Genomic DNA, 17,316 nt, shown 5'->3' with positions numbered 1-17,316 from the left:
CCCTAATCCTCGAAACGAAATCTGTAAGTGTCGCCATGCCGGATCACGCGTCCGGCGGTCGGCGCGGGAAAATGGCCGGTGAGCAGATAGCTCGGCGTATCTGCGAGCTCTTCCAGCAGCGCCATCCGCGTCGCGACCGCCGCGGCCGGATCGACATCGGCGGCATTGGACAGCCACGGTGCGGCGCACTGGATCGGGTGATGGATGACGTCGCCCGACATGACGGCGTGATCGTGGCCGCCGTTGAGGTGGATCTGCATGTTGCCGGCGGTGTGGCCCGGCGCCGGCGCGAAGCGCAAGGCCGCGTCGCGGTCATCGAGCAGGCGATGGTCTGTCTCGACGAATTCGGCGAGGCCGGCCGCGACCACCGGCAGCACGGAGTCTTCGAACGAGCCGTGGTTCACCGGGTGCTTCGGTGCGGCATAGTGCGCCGCCTCGAAATGCCGGTACTCCTCGCGTCCCATCAAATAGCGCGCGTTGGGGAAGGTCGGCACCCAGCGGCCGTCGAGGAGCCGCGTGTTCCAGCCGACGTGATCGACATGCAGATGCGTGCACATCACGAAGTCGACCTCTTCAGGCGCAACGCCAAGCGCCCGCATGTTTTCGAGATAAGGCTGGTTGAGGTCGTTCCAGACCGGGACGCGCGGCCGTTTCTTGTGATTGCCGCAGCAGGTATCGACGATGGCGGTCCAGCGCGGCGCGCGCACGAGATAGGAGTGGTGGCTGAGGATGAAGCGGCCGGTCCCCGGCTCGATATAGCGGTGATCGAGCCAGCTCCGGTTCTCCGCGATCACGGCTTCGGTGACGTTGGCGAACAGCCAGCTCTTGTCGAAGGCAAGCGAAGCGATCTCGCTGATGAGATCGACCCGCATGCCGCCGACCTTGACCTGCCGCATCGCTCAGTTCTTCAGGAGTTCGCTGAACGGCACCCAGCGCGTGCCGTCGAAGCGGATCAGTTGGAGGCTCGTCATCGGCGTATAGCGCTCCGGCGAGTTGTTCACCGTGGTGCCGTTAATCAGCATCGGCAGCTTGACGTCCTTGAGCGTCGTCGCCTGCTTCATCACATTGGCGCGGGTGAGGTCGTTGCCGGATGCCTTCAGCACGGTGACCAGCGTCTGCGCGATGGTATAGCCATAGACGTTGAGCCAGTCGCTCTTGTTGGCTTCAGGCAGGTACTTGTCCATAAAGGCGAGCCACTCCTTGTAGCCGGCATCGTCCTTCAGCGCGGGGTCGGTCGCGTCCTTCAGGTACTGGCTGGAGATGATTCCGGTGGAATTGTCCCTGCCGGCGGGCTCCAGCACGCCGCTGATCGAGGCCGAGACGTTGGAGATGATGGTCACGGGCTTCCACCCGATCTCGCCGATCTTGCGGATCGCCTGCGCCGCAAACTTCGGCGTCGCCGCAACCAGCACCACATCGGCGCCAGCAGTCTTCAGTTGCAGGATCTGCGTGTCCACGGTCGGCGCCGTGGTCTCGTAAGCGGCGCGCGCCACGATCGCTTCGCCACCGCCGAGCCCTTCCTCCAGCGCCTTCAGATAGTCCTTGCCGAGATCGTCGTTCTGGTAGAGCACGCCGATCTTCGCATTGGCATGGCTTGCCTTGATGTACTTGGCATAGGCGATCGCCTCGTCGCGATAGGTCGGCTGCCAGCCCACGGTCCACGGAAAGTTCTTCGGATCGTCCCACTTCGCGGCGCCCGAGCCCAGGAAGAGCTGCGGCACCTTGCGATCGTTGAGGTATTTGTGCACGGCGCTGTTGGTCGGCGTGCCGACGCCGCCGAAGATCAAGAGCACTTCCTCGCTCTCGACCAGCCGCCGCGTCTGCTCCACCGTCTTCGGCGGGCTGTAGGCGTCATCGGCGATGATCATCTGGATGCGCCGCCCGTTGACGCCGCCATCGTCGTTCACCTTGCGGAAATAGGCCTCGGCGGATTTCGCGATCTGCGCGAAAGCCGAGACCGGGCCGCTCAGCGGCGCGGTGGTGCCGATCTTGATGGTCTTGTCGTCGGCGCCGGGATCGTATTTTGCGCTTTGCGCCTGGGCGATGCTTGCCGCGAGCATGGGCAACAGGATGCAGGCCGCGGCCAGGCGAAGGCGGGCAAAGCGCGCCATGAGGTCGTCTCCCCAGATTTGCTCTCCGCCTCTCAAGGGAGCGGAGTTGAAACGCGAGAACAGGGCCCGCAACCGGATTTGCGGGCCGCGACCGTAGCCGCCAGACTGGCAAACGAACGATCGTTCGTACGGTTGACTAGCGAACGATCGTTCGTTAGTCAAGTCGCATGGCTGTCCACACCTCCAGCGCGGCGGCAGCGGCTGCGCCCACCACCCGCGAGCGCATCCTCTCCGAAGCGCTCAACCTGTTCGCGCAGAGCGGCTATGGCGGCGCCTCGATGCGCGAGCTCGCGCGCCGTGTCGGCATTCGCGAGAGCAGCCTCTACAATCATTTCGCCGGCAAGGCCGCGATCCTGGAAGCGATCGTTGCCGAGCACGGCCCTGCCAGCTCGGCGAGCCGGCTGGAGGAGCCGCGCTACAAGCAGCTTGCGCGCCAGCCCGCCGCGTTCTGCCGGCAGTTTGCCTTGGACCTCGTCGAGCAATGGTCCGATCCGCGCGAGCATCAGTTCCAGAAGGTGATCACCGCCGAGCGAAACCGCGTGCCCGGCATCCGTGCCAAGTTCGCCGACCATTTTTACGCGCGCGAGCAGAGCCTGATGACGGATTACTTCCGCGGCTTTGCGCTCGCGGGCCTCGTCTCGACGCCGGACCCGCGCGAGACCGCGCGGCTGTTCGCGGCGGGCCTCATCTATATCCGCCTCGAACATTACGTGATGGGCGCGACGCCGTCGTCGCGGCCGAAGGTGATCGAGGCGATCGACCGCTACCTCGCCTTCTTCCTGTCGCTGATCGCGGCAGGCAATGACGACAACAAGAAACGAAAGCCCAAGGGAGAAACGCGTGGCAAGGCTGCCCCTGATTGATCCGGAGACGACGAGCGGCGACATCCGCGCGTCGTTCGACCGCATGCCGGTCAAGCTGAACATCTTTCGCATGATGGCTCATGCCGAGGCCAACATGATCCCGGCGATGCGGCTCGGCAATTCGATCCTGCACAAGCAGAAGCTCAGCGCCGTCAACCGCGAGCTCTTGATCCTCCAGGCCGCCCAGCTCGAAGGCGGCGCCTATGAGTGGCGCCAGCATGTTCCGATCGCGCTCGGTGTCGGCTGTACGCAAGCGCAGATCGATGCGGTCGAGCGCAGTGACTACGATGCAGCCGGCTTAAGCGAGGCTGAGCGCGCGCTGCTCAAATTCGGCCGCGAGGTCGTCGAGAACGTCCGCGTTCCCGAGGCGACCTTTGCCGCCATGCGCCGCCACTTCAGCGACCAGGAGGTCGTGGAATCCATCGTCGCGCTCGGTTTCTACATGATGATGGCGCGCGTCACCGAGGCAACGGAAACCGATCTCGATCCCGCGGCGGGCATGAAGGTCTATGACGGCGGTAAGAAGCAGGGCGGCTGACATGACGGAAACCGAGACCAAGCCGGAGCGTTACGTCCGTCCGCCGAGCGCGGAATCGCTGGGCGAAGCGCCGGGCAGGGGGCGCCTGAGCGGCCGCCGCATCCTGATCGTCGGCGGCGGCCAGCGCGTGTTCGATGCCTTAACCGATCCGATCGGAAACGGCCGCGCCATGAGCATCCTTTGCGCGCGCGAGGGTGCGAAGGTCGCGGTCGCCGATCTCAACCGCACCTCGGCCGAACAGACGGTGAGGCGCATCACCGCCGAAGGTGGTGAGGCATTTGCCATTGCCGCCGACGTCACGTCCGAGCCCGACGTCGTCCGCATGATCGACGAAGCGCACCGCGCGATGGGTGGGCTCGACGGCATGGTGCTCAACATCGGCACCTTCGGCAAGGTCGGTCTCGATGCCGTCAGCCCCGAGGAGTGGAACCGGATCTACGACGTCAATGTCCGCGGCCCCATGCTGTGCTGCCGCGCCGCCATGCCGAGATTCGACGATGGCGGCGCCATCGTCTTCATTTCCTCGATCGCCGCGCTGAAAGCCGGTTCGCAGATGGCGGTGTACGATTCCTCCAAGGCCGCGCTCGGCGGCCTCATGCGCAACATCGCCCATCTCGGCGCGCGCCGCGGCATCCGCGCCAACCTCATCTATCCTGGCCTCGTCGACACTCCCAACGGCCGCGAAGCCGGCGCCGGCCGCCCCTCGCGCGGCAAGGGCCATGTCCCCTTCGGCCGCCAGGCGACCGCGTGGGAGATCGCCTATGCGGTGCTGTTCTTCCTGTCGGACGAAAGCGTCTATGTCACCGCGCAGACGCTCGCGGTGGATAGCGGCCTGAGCGGGATGTGATCGGAGCGGTCACTGCGTGGCGAGGCTACGACCGCGACGAGTGCCTGGAAGCACGATGCCCCTTCAGCGTCGCCCTGGCGAAAGCCAGGACCCATAACCACCGTCGGATGTGGCTACGGGAACTCGCAGTTGCCCCTTCGCACCACAACCTCTCCCTGGGCTAATGGGTCCTGGCTTTCGCCAGGACGACGGCGCGTCCCCAGATTCAGATTGCACGCGCTAGCCATTCCCTCTAATTACTTTGTACAACTGACCAAATAAGATGGTCGCACGCCGAATGGCGCGATCGAGGATGGAAGCGCAGCATGTCGCAGGACGGATTTGGACTGGCGGGTGTCATGGGCATGCCGGTTGCGCATTCGCGCTCGCCCGTCATTCATAATTATTGGCTGAAGGCGCACGGTATCCGCGGCAGCTATGTCCCGCTGGCGGTGAAGCCGGAGCGGCTGGAGGATGCGCTTGACGGGCTGATTGCGCTCGGGTTCCGCGGCTGCAATGTCACCATGCCGCACAAGCAGACGGCGATGCCGATGCTCGACTGCGTCAACCAGACCGCGAAGCGCATCGGCGCCGTCAACACCATCGTCGTCGAGGCGGACGGCACGCTCTCCGGCTTCAATAATGACGGCAACGGTTTTGTGCAGAGCCTGCGCGACGCCAAGGCTGACTGGCGCGGCGATGCCGGGCCGATCCTGCTGCTCGGGGCAGGCGGCGCCTCGCGCGCCGTGGTGGTGGCGCTGCTCGAAAATGGCGCGCGCGAGATCCGCATCGCCAACCGCACCGCGCAGAAGGCGCAGGCGCTCGCCAGGGATTTCGGCTCCGCAATCAGCACCGTCGCGTGGGATGACCGCGGCGCTGCGCTCGGCGATGTCGCCCTGCTCGTCAACTGCACCGATCGCGGCATGGTCGGCAAGGCCGCGCTGGAGATCGACCTGTCGCGCTTGAGGCCCGAAACGCTCACCGCCGATCTCATCTACACGCCGCTGGAAACGCCGTTCCTGGCCGAAGCCCGCGCGCGCGGCTGCATCACCGTGAACGGGCTCGGCCTCTTGCTCAATCAGGCCCGGCTCGCTTTCAAGGCTTGGTTCGGCGTCATGCCCGACGTGACGCCGGAGTTGGTCAAGGCCATCGAAGCGACGTTCTGAACCGCCGGGGAGCTTTGCGCCATGACGCTGCCGGTGTCCCCCAGGATCGACTGCCACATCCACGCCATCGATCCCGCCCGCTTTCCCTATTCCGCCGATACGCCGTACCGGCCGAGCGGGCAGGAGATCGCGCCCGCGGTCCAGCTTCTGCGCGCGCTCGACGCCTTCGATGTCCGCCACGCGCTCGTCGTCGCCACCAACACCGGCTATGGCAGCGACAGCCGCATCCTGCTCGATACGTTGCAGCAGGGCGGCGGCCGCTTTCGCGGTGTCGCCGTCGTCGAGAACGACGTCGACATCAGCGAACTCGAACGGCTGAAGGCGGCCGGCGTGATCGGCGTCGCCTTCAACGTGCCGTTCCACGGTGCCGCTTACTACCAAGAGACCGCACCACTGCTGGAGAAGCTGACCAGCCTCGGCCTGTTTCTCCAGATCCAGGTCGAGCAGGACCAGTTGCTCGACCTGTTACCGCTGATCGACAAATCAAATGTGCGTCTGGTGTTCGATCATTGCGGCCGGCCCTCCGTTGGGCAGGGATTGCAGGGCAAGGCCTTCCAGGCGCTGCTCGAGATCGGCCGCGAGCGAGACGCGCATGTCAAGCTGTCAGGCTATTACAAATTCTCGCAGCAGCCGCATCCGTATCAAGACGCCTGGTCGTTCATCACGGCGCTGGTCGAGGCCTTCACGCTCGACCGTTGCGTCTGGGGCTCGGACTATCCGTTCCTGCGCGCCCCAGAGCGGCTCGATTACGGTCCGCTGCTCGCGGTGCTGACACAACTGTTTCCCGACCCCGGCGATCAGCATCGCCTGTTGTGGCGAACGCCGGCACGGCTGCTCGGCTTCGACGGCGGGACGGATCAAGCGAGATAACAACAGAGCAAAATGGGAGGGAGGACGTCATGAGGCACTTTGCAGGGCCGGTTAGCATCGCGGTTGCGGCATCGCTGTGGGCGAGCGCGGCCTGCGCGCAGAGCACGGTCTACATCCCCGACGTCATCGAGCTGTCCGGCCCCGGCGCCGTCTCCGGCACCAACTGGCGCGACGGCGTCGCGCTCGCGGTCGACGAGATCAACAATGCCGGCGGCATTCTGGGCCGGAAAATCCAGACCGAGCATCTCGACACCCAGAGCAATCCCGGCATCTCGCGCGCGCAGGTGCAGAAGGTTTTGGACAAGGACCCTTACGTCGTGCTCGGGCCGATCTATTCAGGCTCGGTCAAGGTCAACATGGCGCTGACGCAGGCAGCCGAGATTCCGCAGATCGTCGGCGCCGAGGCCGCCGACATCACCACGCAAGGTAACCCCTGGATATTACCGCACGGCCTTCGGTCAGCAATTCTCGATGCCGAAGATCGCCAACTATCTGCACGACAAGCTCAAGGTGAAGACGGTCGCGCTGGTCTGGGTCAACAATGATTTCGGCAAGGGCGGCCACGACAACTTTCTGAAGGAGATGAAGGCGCGCAATATCGAGATCGCGGCCGATATCTCCACCGAGCAGGGCCAGGTCGATTTCGGCTCCGACGTCATCAAGCTGAAGAGCGCCAAGGCCGACGCGATTTTCGTCTATACCAATGAAGAGGAGTGCGCCCGCTTCCTGATCGAGGCGAAGCGGCAGGGCTTGTCGACGCCATTGTTCGGCGAGACCACGCTGCTGAGCCAGAAGGTGGTCGAGCTCGCCGGCCCCGCCGCCAACGGCGTGCGCGGCCATGTCGGCCTTTCCGCCGACGCTCCGATTCCCGCCATCGAGGACTTCACGAAGAAATTCAGCGAGCGCTACAAGTACCGGCCCGACCACAACGGCATCAAGGGCTACACCGCGGTCTATCTGGTCAAATACGTCACCGAAAAGATCGGCAAGTTCGACAGCAAGGCTTTTGGCGCCGCGATGAAAGGCCTGACCCTGAGGCCCGACAAGGCGCCGGGCATGCTGATGGAAGCGAGCTGGGACCAGAACGGCGACATCGACCGCGCCAGCTTCCTCGCCGAGATCATCGACGGCAAGCAGAAGATCATCGAGACATTGCCGAAGCTGAAGGCGGGCAAGGGCGAGTGAGGAACGCCTCGCCCGCGCGATCGCTCCGCCCTCAGAGTTCGTCGAGCGCAGCCCAGTGCGGGACGTGCGCGGCGAGCTTGTCGAGCAGGCGCTCGAATTCATTGCGCTCGGCCCGCGTGAGGCACGCGAGCATGGCACGCTCCCGCTCGCGCAGGGCCGGGATGTATTGTGCGTAGAGCGCCCGCCCGGCCGCCGTCATGAACAATTGCTGGCGGCGGCTGTCCGTCTTGTCGGCGGCACGCCGTATCAGCTTCTTCTTCTCGAGCGCGATGATTCCGCGGCTGATGTTGGCCTTGAGATGGCCGGAGAATTCGCAGATCTCGCTCGCGGTCACGCCCTCTCGGAAATCCAGGAAGATCAGGGTGACGATCTCCGGCCGCGTCAGGCCGAATTCCATCTCGATCCGCCGGAATGACGGCTCGCGATAGAAGTTCAGCACGTAGCCCATCCTGTAGGCGATCTGGAGTTCGGTGCCGCCTATCACCGCCGCGAGCGGTTTTCGCTCGGGTGAATGGCTCCCGGTGGTGCCGTTCGTCGATTTTCGAGATGGTCTCATATGAGACTTTCTGGTTGCTTTTCGATCCGGCTTGATCTTAACATCGCTGCGAGGCCCGCAAGAACGGCCGTCGACGATAGTTGTGGAGGATCGCAGGAGCATGCCGCTGGCCGGGCAGAGGGTGATGGACCTGTCGTGCGACGGCGAGGTCCGGTGCTTCCATGCGGGAACGCCGGAGCATCCAGTCTATGTCGACCAGGTGCGATCGTCCCACGTGGCCTTGCGCAAAATGCCTGTTGTCATGGTCCATGGCGCCGGTCACACCGGGACCTGCTATCTCGCCACGCCGGATCGGAGACCGGGTTGGGCGCCGCGCTTTGCTGCGGCTGGCCGGGACGTGTTCGTGCCGGACTGGCCCGGTCACGGCCGTTCGCCGTCAGGTCCGGACTTTTCGCGGCTTGGAACGCGGGATGTGGCGACGTCGCTGCTGGCGCTGATCGAAGAAATCGGGCCGGCCGTGCTGCTGGTGCATTCGGCGAGCGGTCCGATGGCCTGGTGGATGGCCGAGCGGCGTCCCGATCTGGTCCGCGCCGTGGTCGGCATCGCCCCCGGTCCACCGGCCAATCTGTTGCGCGATCTGCCCGACGATCCGGCAGCGATCCGCGCGCTGCGCGATGACGCCAGCGCCGGTCATCCCGTTTACTCGAGCGAGGATGCGCCGGTATGGCTGACGGCGGACTTTGCCGCCGCCTATTGGGCCAACGGGCCGCGCTTTCCGCATCACGCGTTCGAAAACTACTGCCGCTCGTTTGCGCCGGAGAGCGCGCGAATCCTGAACGAGCGCTTCAACATCGGCGGACGGGGGCTCAGGATTGCTGATCCCGAGCGTCTGCGGGAAAGGCCGATCATGATCGTGACCGGGGACCGCGACCCGCGCCATCCGCGCGAGGTGGATGCGGCGACGGCGAGCTATCTCGGCGCCGAGTTCGTCTGGCTTCCGGATCGCGGCATCGAGGGGAACGGCCACATGATGATGATCGAGGACAACAGCGATGATCTCGCCGCCATGATCCTGGCCTGGCTCGATACGGTCGGATGCTGAGATCCCGCGCCTTGCAGGCACATTGGAGGATACCAAGGATGAGACGGATTGCATGTGTCCTTCTGCTGCTGGCGCAGCCCGTCGCGGCACGGGCGCAGGTCAGTGGTGACGTCGTCAAGATCGGCGTCCTCACCGACATGGCCGGCGTGACCGCCGACATCACCGGCAAAGGTTCGGTCGTCGCCGCCGAGATGGCGGTGAGCGAGATCGGTGGCGCGGTTCTCGGCAAGCCGATCCAGATCGTCTCGGCCGATCACCAGCACAAGGCCGATGTCGGCACGGCGATCGCCCGGCGCTGGTTCGATGTGGAGGATGTCGATGCGATCGTCGATGTGCCCAATTCCGGCGTTGCGCTCGCGGTCCAGAGCCTCGCACGCGAGAAGAAGCGGATCGTTCTCTATTCGGGGCCGGGGACGACGGCGTTGACCAACGAGCAGTGCTCGCCCTACGGCTTCCACTGGACCTACGATACCTATGCGGTCTCGCACGGGACCGCGTCCGCGGTCGTCAAGGCGGGAGGCGGCACCTGGTTCATCCTGGCGTCGGACTATGCCTTCGGCCATCAGCTCCAGCAGGACGCGACCAGCGTGATTGCGGCCTTGGGCGGCAAGGTGCTGGGCAGCGCGCGCCATCCGCTCAATACGCCGGACTTCTCCTCGTTCCTGCTGAGCGCGCAATCCTCCGGCGCCAAGGTCATCGGCCTCGCCAACGCCGGCAATGACACCGTCAACGCGATGCGGCAGGCCGGTGAGTTCGGGCTGGTGCAGGGTGGCCAAAGCCTCGCCGCGCTGATCCTCTTCCTCCAGGACGTGCACGCGCTCGGCCTTAGGGATGCGCAGGGCACCTACCTGACGACGGCCTCCTACTGGGACATGAACGAGGCGACGCGTGCATGGTCGAAGGCGTTCTTTGCGAAGACCGGCATGATGCCGTCGATGCTGCATGCCGGCGTCTACGGCGCGGTGCGTCACTATCTCAAGGCCGTCGCCAGCGCCGGCACCGACGATGCCGGCCGGGTTGCGGCCGCCATGAGGACGATACCGGTCGAGGACGTCTTCTCGGAGGACGCAAGCATCCGTGAGGACGGCCGCGTCACGCGCACCATGTACCTCGTTCGCGTCAAGAAGCCGTCCGATTCGAAATATCCCTGGGACTACTTCGACATCGTGCGCAAGATCCCGCCTGAAGAGACCGTCTGGCCGCTCGCGGAGAGCAAATGTCCGCTGGTAAAGGCCTCCAGCCGCTAGATCGGAAACGGCCGTCGAACGGGTTGGCAAAGCGGGTTCGCCACGCGCATGATGCGTGCGTGATATCTCGCCCTCTTGCGATCCCGGACGACCCAGGAACATGAAAACCACGCTGCTGAACTCCGAAGACTACACCCGCTCGCCCTGGAAGAACGGCGGCGGCATCTTCACCGATATTGCGGATGCGCATCGTGCAGGCAGCCCGACGAAGGATTGGGACAGCCTGCTCTGGCGCTTTGCGTCCACGCCGATCGTGGCGCCCGGTCCGTTCTCCTACATGCCCGGCATCGACCGCTTGCAGATGGTCGTGGGTGGGCGCGGGCTGGTGCTGAAAGCACCGGGGCGGGAATTCGACGAGCGCGAGCCGTTCACGACCGTGCGCTTCACCGGCGAGCTCGAGATCGTGACCGAGCTCGAGGCGGGTCCGGTCGAGGTCGTGAACCTGATGGCCCGGCGCGGTGCGGCGGAGATCGAGCTCCTGGCGCTCCGGGAGCCCGGCGATCGGCCATTGTCCGCCGGCACGCATCTGGTTTACGCGGTTTCCGGCCATTGCAGCATTCGTCTCAATAGCGAGGAGTTTGCGGTTCCCCACGGCAGCACGCTGAAGGTCGAACTGACCGAGCCGTCCAGGCTGGCGCTCGTCTCGGGGCTGGCGGTGCTGGGATCGATCCGGCTCGCCGGTTAGATCACAACTGTTGCTGATGCGCACGATCCGTGCAACTGGCTAGGTTGACGCGGCCCCGCCAGCGCACGATATCTGCCTTGATGCAAGCCGCCGCGAAGGGCAGGATATGAGCGCACCAGACAAGAATCCCCCCGCGACGCTGTCCGATGGTGTCGTCGACTGGCTGACCAACGGCACGCGCGACGAGCGCTTCATCGACAATATCTTTGCGCAGATGTGCATCCGCCTCCAGCAGGCCGGCATTCCGCTGAAGCGGTCCACGCTTCATGTCCTGATCCATCATCCGCAATGGCTGGGGGCCCGCTTCATGTGGTCCGACGGCATGCGCGAGGCCGAGATTGCGCGGGTCGATTATGACGTGCGCGAGCGGTCCGAATTCATCGGCAGTCCCGCCAACGAAATGTTCGACGGGGCGACCGAGGTGCGCGAGAACCTCGAACGCGATCCGGCGCTCGGCCGCAAGCACGCCCTCTATGACGAGATGCGGACGAAGGGCCTGACCGACTATGTGGCCTGGCCGCTCTACCACACCCTCGGCAAGCGTCATCTCATCACCTTCGCGACCGACCGGCTCGGCGGCTTCGAGGAGGCGCATATCGCTGCGCTGAAGAAGCTGTTGCCGGTGCTGGCGCTGGTCAGCGAGATCCGCGTCAAGAACCGCCTGGCGCGGACCCTGCTGGAGACCTATGTCGGCGCCCACGCCGGCGAGCTGATTCTCGCCGGCGCCACCCGGCGCGGCACCGGCACGACGGTTCGCGCCGCGATCATGATCTGCGACCTCAGGGATTTCACGAAAATCTCCGACAACTGGCCGCGCGACGACGTCATCGACCTCCTCAACGACTATTTCGACGCGATGTCCGAGCCGATCGCGCGGCACGGCGGCGAGATCCTGAAATTCATCGGCGACGGCCTCCTTGCCATCTTCCCGCTCAGCCAGCCCAACGCCTGCGCAAACCTGCTGCATGCCGTGACCGAGGCTCGAGCGGCCATGGCCGCGCTCAACGAGCGGAATAACGGCAGCGGCCGCGCGCCGCTGAACTACGGCATCGGCGTCCATGTCGGCGACGTCATGTACGGCAATATCGGCTCGACCACCCGGCTCGACTTCACCGTGATCGGCCCCGCCGTCAACATGGCCTCGCGTCTCGAAGCGCTCACCAAGCAGGTGGGACGACCGGTGCTGCTGTCGCGCGACTTCGCCGAGCTGGTGGAGCGAAAGTCCGAGCTGGAGCGGGTGGGCGAGTACGAGGTGCGCGGCTTCAGCGATCCGATCGAGCTGTTCGCGTTTCACGGCTGAAAGCGCCGGGCGAAAGGCCTAGTAGAATCCGGCGAAGAACCGGATTGCGAGATATGCCCCTGCGACGACAGCCGCGGTGGCGCCGATTGCAAAGACGACCCTCAGGCTTTCGTCCATCGATCATTGTCTCCTTGAGACGACCCCGACTCCGCAAGGGGGGCTGAGAGCCGGAGCCGCCAAAGTGCCGGTGTCTTGTGGGACCCGGCCTGCGCCAACGTCCGAGCGATGCGCCGGTTCCTGTCAGCCTCATTCCAGGATCAGGCGATTGCGCGAACGCACGGTTGCTGCGGTGCGCCCTCCCTGCGCGCGTCGCAAGTCGTGCGGATGGGCAATATCGGACGCATTGTCAAAAGAAATCTCCGCGCAGAACTCCTAGGTTGGCTTTACTGGCGGCCCTGCCAATGGTGCCGCATGAACGCGTCGACGACAGTCAATGCTGCCGGCGCGATGCAACAGAAAAGGTGATCGACGCATCGGATGCGATCCCAAGAGGAGACGCCAATGCCAAGCTGTTCCGAAGATATTCGCAGTCGAACCGGGCGCTGTGCCGTGTGCGACGGCAGGTTCGGTCTGGTCCGCTACTACTCTTGGCGAAAGCCCCTTTGCTCGAAAAGGTGCCTCGAACGTTTCACGGTGCGCCGGCAGGGTGACTGCGACTGGGTGGGCCGATTTCCGTTGGCTTTCGACACGCTTTCAGAGAACCGCGCGAGGCCCCTATGACCATGCTGATGTCGCGACGAGGAAAGGAATATCTCGAGACGGCGCAGAGCCTGTTGCGCGCGGCCCGGACCATGACGGACGCCGTGGTCGCGGCTCGGCTCGAGATGCTCGCCACTGACTATCAGCGGCGCGCCGAGAAGGCATCAACGGTCGATGCGGCGAAATCATCGGCGCGTTCGACCGGCACTGGATACGAAGGGTACCCGTGAGGGCGGGTTGCGCCGCCGGTTTGGTCGCTTAACCAGGCCGGCTTGCCAGTTTCCTCTCTTGCCACCTGTGGAGCCGATATGGGCGAAGTTGTTCGACTGGTCACAAGGGCCGAGCGCGAACGAGCGCGTTTGATCCGGGAAGCGCGCGCCATCTGTGACGCCGTCTTTCCACCGACCGATCCCGACGGCATGCAGCCTGTCAGGCCGCGGGTCGACCACCCGGGCGGCGATGCAAGACCCGAGCAGGTCGAAGGAGTTCTCGTGACATGATCAAGATCATTGCCGTGCTCTGCAGCCTCTCGTCTCCGACAGACTGCCGTGAGCAGATCGTCACGACCTCGGACTTCGCGGACGTGACGATGCAGTCCTGTCTGATGGGCGCGCCGCAGCTTGCCGAATGGATGGCGCAGCATCCAGCCGAACGTCTCGCGGCGTGGCGCTGCACGATCGGCAGGCAGGAGGCTCGCAGAGGAGCGTAGGGTGCGAGTTGTCGAGGCTCGCTGATTGCGTCCGTCACATCAGGAGAATGGGAGCCGCCACCAGGCGCCGGCCGCCGCGCGCCGGACGGCTTCACGCCGGATCGTATTGCAAACGCGAGGGTGTACCACTACGCTTTGAACTCGGTAGCCCAAACGTTCCTACGATTGGCCGCGCGTTCATGCCAAAATTTCTTCGCATCGGAGTCCATTGGTCGAACGTATCGGGGTACACGTCGAAGGCGTGGTGCGTCAGGCGCGTTGGCCCGGTGATTTTCCTGAAATGGGGTGCCGTTGAGGTCCATGGCACCGGTGCCGGGCGAAAGGTCTGCTGGACGCGTCTGCCGCAGGAGAAGACAATTCGCTGCGGCACCGTGCAGCGCGCCCAGGACTATGCCAAAGCCGCGATCGCGCGGCGGCGGAACCACCGCTACGAGCCGTTGACCGGGCCCATTGCGAACCGGCGCCGGTCGGCCGACGGTAGCGCCGAGCCCAAGCAGGCGCTCGCCACCATCCTGATCGTCGATATCGTCGGCTCCACCGCAAAGGCCGCGAAGCTCGGCGATGCGCGCTGGACCAAGATCATGGGCCACTATTACGCGGCCGTCCGCAAGGAGCTGAAGACCTCGCGCGGCAAGGAAGTCGTGACGACGGGCGACGGGGTGCTCGCGACGTTCAAGGCGCCGGCGGCGGGCGTCAGTTGCGCGACCGCGATCCGCGAAGCCGTGCGTACGCTGGGCCTCGATGTCAGGGTGGGGCTGCATGCCGGCGAGTACACGGTGAGCGGCGGCGAAATGGTCGGGCTCGCCTTCCACATCGGCACCCGCGTCGCCGCCAAAGCGCGCGCCGGCGAGGTTCTGGTGTCGAGCGCGGTCAAGGACCTGATGAAGACGCAGTCAACGTTCAGCTTCAGGGATCACGGTGTGCATCAGCTCAAGGGCGTGCCGGAGCGGTGGCGGCTGTATCGGGTGGAGGGGTAGGTACCTCCGGCTCGCAAACCCTGACCTCGCCTTGAAAATCAAGCGACTTCCGTTGCTCACTCGGTCGCCTCCATGTGGTTTCGGTCCACCACCCGCAGCGTCCTCCGCACCATGCCGTCGACAATTGCCGCCGACTCGCTTGGACGCAGATAGATCGCCGTGGACTTGAGCAGCCATGGCAACACCGCCTGCTCAAGCCGCTCCTCATAGGCGAGGCGCATCATGTCGAATGCCTGCAGGCCGGGCCCTGCCAGAATGACATGGTGTGGGCGCAGCACGGATATCGTTGCCGCCACCGCCTCGGCAAGCGCGCGACCTGCCTGCTGGAAGAGGTTCTCGAGGCGCGGATCGCCGCCCAGCGCCCGCTCGCGCAGCAGAGCCATCTGCGCCTCGGACGGCTGCTGCGAGTCCGCCGGCGGCAGGTCGAGAAAGGTGCGGGCGTCGCGGTAGAGCGCATAATCGGCTAGATAGGCCTCGATACAGCCGCGCTGGCCGCATCGGCATTGCGGACCGTCCGGCGCCAACTTGACATGGCCGATCTCGCTGCCGGCGCCCCAGTGCGCTTCACCATCGGCGACAACACCCATGCCGATGCCGTGACCGACCATGATCGTGGCCGAGAGGCCCTCCGCCAGCGCCGGTTCGGCGGCCGTGAGGGCGAGCGCAACTGCGACGGCGTCGTTCGCCATCACGACCTCGACCCCGAACGCCTGACGTATCGGCGTCGCCAGATCGACGTCGGTGATCGACAGCGCCGGGCTCCACAGCGTCCGGCCGGTATCGGCGTTCACGATACCCTGCAGCGCAAGCCCGATTCCCAACAGCTGATGGCGCGGCGTCGCCGTCGCATCAAGCATCGCATTGATCTGCGCGATGACCAGATCGCGCAGTGCGCCTGCATCGAGAGCGCGCGTCGGGAGAGCTAGTCGCGACTGCGCCAGGCCAGAGCCTCCGAAATCGGCGATCAGCGTCTCAATCAGGTTCATGCGTACGGAGACCGCGATGATGCGCCCGAACTCCGGGTTCAAGGTCAGCAGCACGACCGGCCGGCCACGGCGGCGGCCATTCAGCCCGTCCGCATCCTCGTCGTCGGTATCGTCGGACCATGACGTTGCCGCTGTCTCGGTCTCGCACAACAACTCTTCCGCCATCAGTCTCGACGTCAGACCGGAAACGGCGGGGAAGCTCAGTCCCGTGCTCCGGGCGAGCGCCACACGGGGCAATGGCCCCTGGCGTCGCAAGAGTTCGACGAGGCGGCCGCGGTTCGACCCGCGGGCCAGGCTGGAAACGCGTCGCGGTGGCTCAATCTGGTCAACCATGCTGTCCATTTAATTCTGTTAGTGAATTTAATAGGTGCGTGTTTCGGTAGTGTTGTTGAAAAAGCACAGCCGAAGGGAGTCGTTATGCGTCATATTTACTATTATAATACCCCATGTACTATCTAAACTCGAAGAGTGAGCAAGTGCATCCTGATTTTTCTGTTTTGCTCTGCGGCATTTCTTCGCTGTGTGAATAAAATAAGGCGCAAAAAGCGCCGTGAAGTCGCCTGATGCGGGGCGACCAAAGGGAGGTGCACATGAACGGATCAAGGACGAAATTGATAGTGCCGCTGCTCGCGGCCGCCGCGCTCGCGATGACCGCGGGGATGGCGCAGGCGCAGCAGAAAAAGACCGTCGCGCTGGTTACCAATGTCGCGGCCGATTTCTGGACCATCGCCGGGCGCGGGCTCGAAAAGGCGCAGAAGGAGCACCCGGACTACAATATCGAATTGATCGTCACCAACGAAGGCACGGCGGCGGGCCAGCGGCGCGAGCTGGACGACCTCCTGGTGCGCGGCGTCGCCGGCATCTCCATCTCGGTGGACGACGCGCCGCACGCAACCGAACAGCTCAACAAGGTTGCGGCCAAGACCGTCTTGATCACGACGGACAGCGACGCGCCGCAGAGCAATCGCCTCGCCTATATCGGCACCGACAACGTCGCGGCCGGGCGGCAGGCCGGCGAGGAGATCAAGAAGGCGTTGCCGAACGGCGGCAAGATCGCGCTGTTCGTCGGCACGATGGACGCGGACAACGCCCGCGAGCGGGTGCAAGGCATCAAGGAAGCGATCGCCGGCACCAAGGTCGAGCTGGTCGACGTGTTCACCGACCAGGTGGACTTCGCCAAGGCCAAGGCGAACATGGAGAACGTGCTCGTCAAATATCCCGACATCGCACTGCTGTCCGGCCTTTGGAGCTACGAGACACCGCTGATCTATGACGCGGTCAAGGCGGCGGGCAAGGCCGGCAAGGTGAAGATCGTCGGCTTCGACGAGGACCAGCGCACGCTGCGGGGCGTTTCGGACGGCACGATCGAGTCGACGGTGGTGCAGCAGCCGTACGAGTTCGGCTATCTCTCCGCCACCAACATCATCAAGACGCTGAACGGGGACAAGTCCTGGATCCCGGCGGGCGGCAAGCTGATCGTACCGACCAAGGTGATCAGCAAGTCCAACGTCGCGGAGTTCACCGCAGATCTGAAGGCCCTGCTGAAGAAGTAAGTA

The 17,316-nt window shown here is 64.7% G+C and carries 18 protein-coding genes and 1 pseudogene; 15 read left to right on the top strand and 4 right to left on the bottom strand.

Annotation, left to right across the window (positions count from 1 at the left end; all coding sequences use genetic code 11):
- Window positions 1-2 precede the first annotated feature (2 nt).
- Window positions 3-896, bottom strand: coding sequence for an MBL fold metallo-hydrolase (locus ACVWW6_RS41085; protein ID WP_456682776.1), 894 nt, complete (start codon window positions 894-896; stop codon window positions 3-5).
- Window positions 897-899: 3 nt separating this feature from the next.
- The gene (locus tag ACVWW6_RS41080; protein WP_456682775.1) at window positions 900-2,111 is read right to left on the bottom strand and encodes an ABC transporter substrate-binding protein; all 1,212 of its coding nucleotides are present in this window, start codon (window positions 2,109-2,111) and stop codon (window positions 900-902) included.
- A 167-nt stretch (window positions 2,112-2,278) separates the two neighbouring features.
- Between ACVWW6_RS41080 and ACVWW6_RS41075 the strand changes: the two genes are divergently transcribed.
- The 6 genes and pseudogenes from ACVWW6_RS41075 to ACVWW6_RS41050 all read left to right on the top strand — a co-directional run bounded on the left by ACVWW6_RS41075 (window position 2,279) and on the right by ACVWW6_RS41050 (window position 7,559).
- Window positions 2,279-2,974 carry a TetR/AcrR family transcriptional regulator gene (locus ACVWW6_RS41075; protein WP_060910734.1) on the top strand — a complete coding sequence of 232 codons (696 nt, stop codon included), beginning with the start codon at window positions 2,279-2,281 and terminating at the stop codon, window positions 2,972-2,974.
- Window positions 2,952-3,512, top strand: a complete 561-nt coding sequence (locus ACVWW6_RS41070; protein WP_038966526.1) for a carboxymuconolactone decarboxylase family protein — start codon at window positions 2,952-2,954, stop codon at window positions 3,510-3,512. Before ACVWW6_RS41075 ends, ACVWW6_RS41070 begins: the two co-directional genes overlap by 23 nt.
- Before the next feature lies 1 nt (window position 3,513).
- A complete protein-coding gene (locus tag ACVWW6_RS41065) occupies window positions 3,514-4,359 on the top strand; it encodes an SDR family NAD(P)-dependent oxidoreductase (RefSeq protein ID WP_456682774.1) in 846 nt (281 codons plus the stop codon).
- A 305-nt stretch (window positions 4,360-4,664) separates the two neighbouring features.
- Window positions 4,665-5,504: a shikimate dehydrogenase gene (locus ACVWW6_RS41060; RefSeq protein ID WP_456682773.1), complete on the top strand. Its 840-nt coding sequence runs from the start codon at window positions 4,665-4,667 to the stop codon at window positions 5,502-5,504.
- Window positions 5,505-5,525: 21 nt separating this feature from the next.
- Complete coding sequence (locus ACVWW6_RS41055; RefSeq protein WP_456682772.1) at window positions 5,526-6,374, top strand: amidohydrolase family protein; 849 nt, start codon at window positions 5,526-5,528, stop codon at window positions 6,372-6,374.
- 29 nt (window positions 6,375-6,403) lie between these two features.
- Window positions 6,404-7,559, top strand: a pseudogene (locus ACVWW6_RS41050) (ABC transporter substrate-binding protein).
- 31 nt (window positions 7,560-7,590) lie between these two features.
- Here the strand turns inward: ACVWW6_RS41050 and ACVWW6_RS41045 are convergent.
- Complete coding sequence (locus ACVWW6_RS41045) at window positions 7,591-8,115, bottom strand: MarR family winged helix-turn-helix transcriptional regulator (protein WP_249162866.1); 525 nt, start codon at window positions 8,113-8,115, stop codon at window positions 7,591-7,593.
- A gap of 100 nt (window positions 8,116-8,215) precedes the next feature.
- Between ACVWW6_RS41045 and ACVWW6_RS41040 the strand changes: the two genes are divergently transcribed.
- The 8 genes from ACVWW6_RS41040 (at window position 8,216) to ACVWW6_RS41005 (ending at window position 14,774) form a co-directional block, all read left to right on the top strand.
- On the top strand, window positions 8,216-9,157 hold the full coding sequence (locus ACVWW6_RS41040) for an alpha/beta fold hydrolase (RefSeq protein WP_246740340.1): 942 nt from the start codon (window positions 8,216-8,218) through the stop codon (window positions 9,155-9,157).
- 38 nt (window positions 9,158-9,195) lie between these two features.
- Entirely contained in the window at window positions 9,196-10,404 is a 1,209-nt protein-coding gene (locus ACVWW6_RS41035; protein ID WP_060910739.1) for an ABC transporter substrate-binding protein, read from the top strand.
- Window positions 10,405-10,504: 100 nt separating this feature from the next.
- Window positions 10,505-11,089 (top strand): HutD/Ves family protein, encoded by a 585-nt coding sequence (locus tag ACVWW6_RS41030; protein ID WP_456682771.1) that lies wholly within the window; start codon window positions 10,505-10,507, stop codon window positions 11,087-11,089.
- Between the two features lie 106 nt (window positions 11,090-11,195).
- Complete coding sequence (locus tag ACVWW6_RS41025) at window positions 11,196-12,389, top strand: adenylate/guanylate cyclase domain-containing protein (RefSeq protein ID WP_456682770.1); 1,194 nt, start codon at window positions 11,196-11,198, stop codon at window positions 12,387-12,389.
- Window positions 12,390-13,105: 716 nt separating this feature from the next.
- A complete protein-coding gene (locus ACVWW6_RS41020) occupies window positions 13,106-13,318 on the top strand; it encodes a hypothetical protein (RefSeq protein WP_028174239.1) in 213 nt (70 codons plus the stop codon).
- A 78-nt stretch (window positions 13,319-13,396) separates the two neighbouring features.
- Complete coding sequence (locus tag ACVWW6_RS41015; RefSeq protein ID WP_246740339.1) at window positions 13,397-13,588, top strand: hypothetical protein; 192 nt, start codon at window positions 13,397-13,399, stop codon at window positions 13,586-13,588.
- Window positions 13,585-13,797, top strand: a complete 213-nt coding sequence (locus tag ACVWW6_RS41010) for a hypothetical protein (RefSeq protein WP_038966536.1) — start codon at window positions 13,585-13,587, stop codon at window positions 13,795-13,797. The genes ACVWW6_RS41015 and ACVWW6_RS41010 overlap by 4 nt, the downstream gene beginning before the upstream one ends.
- Before the next feature lie 179 nt (window positions 13,798-13,976).
- Window positions 13,977-14,774: an adenylate/guanylate cyclase domain-containing protein gene (locus ACVWW6_RS41005; RefSeq protein WP_456682769.1), complete on the top strand. Its 798-nt coding sequence runs from the start codon at window positions 13,977-13,979 to the stop codon at window positions 14,772-14,774.
- Between the two features lie 56 nt (window positions 14,775-14,830).
- On the opposite strand, the gene ACVWW6_RS41000 is transcribed toward ACVWW6_RS41005, so the two are convergent.
- Window positions 14,831-16,093: an ROK family protein gene (locus tag ACVWW6_RS41000; protein ID WP_456683235.1), complete on the bottom strand. Its 1,263-nt coding sequence runs from the start codon at window positions 16,091-16,093 to the stop codon at window positions 14,831-14,833.
- A gap of 257 nt (window positions 16,094-16,350) precedes the next feature.
- On the opposite strand from ACVWW6_RS41000, the gene ACVWW6_RS40995 reads away from it, so the two are divergent.
- Entirely contained in the window at window positions 16,351-17,313 is a 963-nt protein-coding gene (locus ACVWW6_RS40995) for a sugar-binding protein (protein WP_161536196.1), read from the top strand.
- The last annotated feature ends 3 nt before the right edge of the window (window positions 17,314-17,316 follow it).

This window comes from Bradyrhizobium sp. USDA 3311, from assembly GCF_054062495.1.
Note: the sequence above shows the minus strand (reverse complement) of the source record. Positions and strands in the feature narration are given on the sequence as shown.

Coding starts and splice junctions, on each gene's coding strand:
- ACVWW6_RS41075 (WP_060910734.1), top strand. CDS start 2,279: ATGGCTGTCCACACCTCCAGCGCGGCGGCAGCGGCTGCGCCCACCACC.
- ACVWW6_RS41045 (WP_249162866.1), bottom strand. CDS start 8,115: ATGAGACCATCTCGAAAATCGACGAACGGCACCACCGGGAGCCATTCA.
- ACVWW6_RS41035 (WP_060910739.1), top strand. CDS start 9,196: ATGAGACGGATTGCATGTGTCCTTCTGCTGCTGGCGCAGCCCGTCGCG.
- ACVWW6_RS41065 (WP_456682774.1), top strand. CDS start 3,514: ATGACGGAAACCGAGACCAAGCCGGAGCGTTACGTCCGTCCGCCGAGC.
- ACVWW6_RS41085 (WP_456682776.1), bottom strand. CDS start 896: ATGCGGCAGGTCAAGGTCGGCGGCATGCGGGTCGATCTCATCAGCGAG.
- ACVWW6_RS40995 (WP_161536196.1), top strand. CDS start 16,351: ATGAACGGATCAAGGACGAAATTGATAGTGCCGCTGCTCGCGGCCGCC.
- ACVWW6_RS41025 (WP_456682770.1), top strand. CDS start 11,196: ATGAGCGCACCAGACAAGAATCCCCCCGCGACGCTGTCCGATGGTGTC.
- ACVWW6_RS41040 (WP_246740340.1), top strand. CDS start 8,216: ATGCCGCTGGCCGGGCAGAGGGTGATGGACCTGTCGTGCGACGGCGAG.
- ACVWW6_RS41020 (WP_028174239.1), top strand. CDS start 13,106: ATGACCATGCTGATGTCGCGACGAGGAAAGGAATATCTCGAGACGGCG.
- ACVWW6_RS41000 (WP_456683235.1), bottom strand. CDS start 16,093: ATGGTTGACCAGATTGAGCCACCGCGACGCGTTTCCAGCCTGGCCCGC.
- ACVWW6_RS41010 (WP_038966536.1), top strand. CDS start 13,585: ATGATCAAGATCATTGCCGTGCTCTGCAGCCTCTCGTCTCCGACAGAC.
- ACVWW6_RS41055 (WP_456682772.1), top strand. CDS start 5,526: ATGACGCTGCCGGTGTCCCCCAGGATCGACTGCCACATCCACGCCATC.
- ACVWW6_RS41005 (WP_456682769.1), top strand. CDS start 13,977: ATGCCAAAATTTCTTCGCATCGGAGTCCATTGGTCGAACGTATCGGGG.
- ACVWW6_RS41060 (WP_456682773.1), top strand. CDS start 4,665: ATGTCGCAGGACGGATTTGGACTGGCGGGTGTCATGGGCATGCCGGTT.
- ACVWW6_RS41030 (WP_456682771.1), top strand. CDS start 10,505: ATGAAAACCACGCTGCTGAACTCCGAAGACTACACCCGCTCGCCCTGG.
- ACVWW6_RS41080 (WP_456682775.1), bottom strand. CDS start 2,111: ATGGCGCGCTTTGCCCGCCTTCGCCTGGCCGCGGCCTGCATCCTGTTG.
- ACVWW6_RS41015 (WP_246740339.1), top strand. CDS start 13,397: ATGGGCGAAGTTGTTCGACTGGTCACAAGGGCCGAGCGCGAACGAGCG.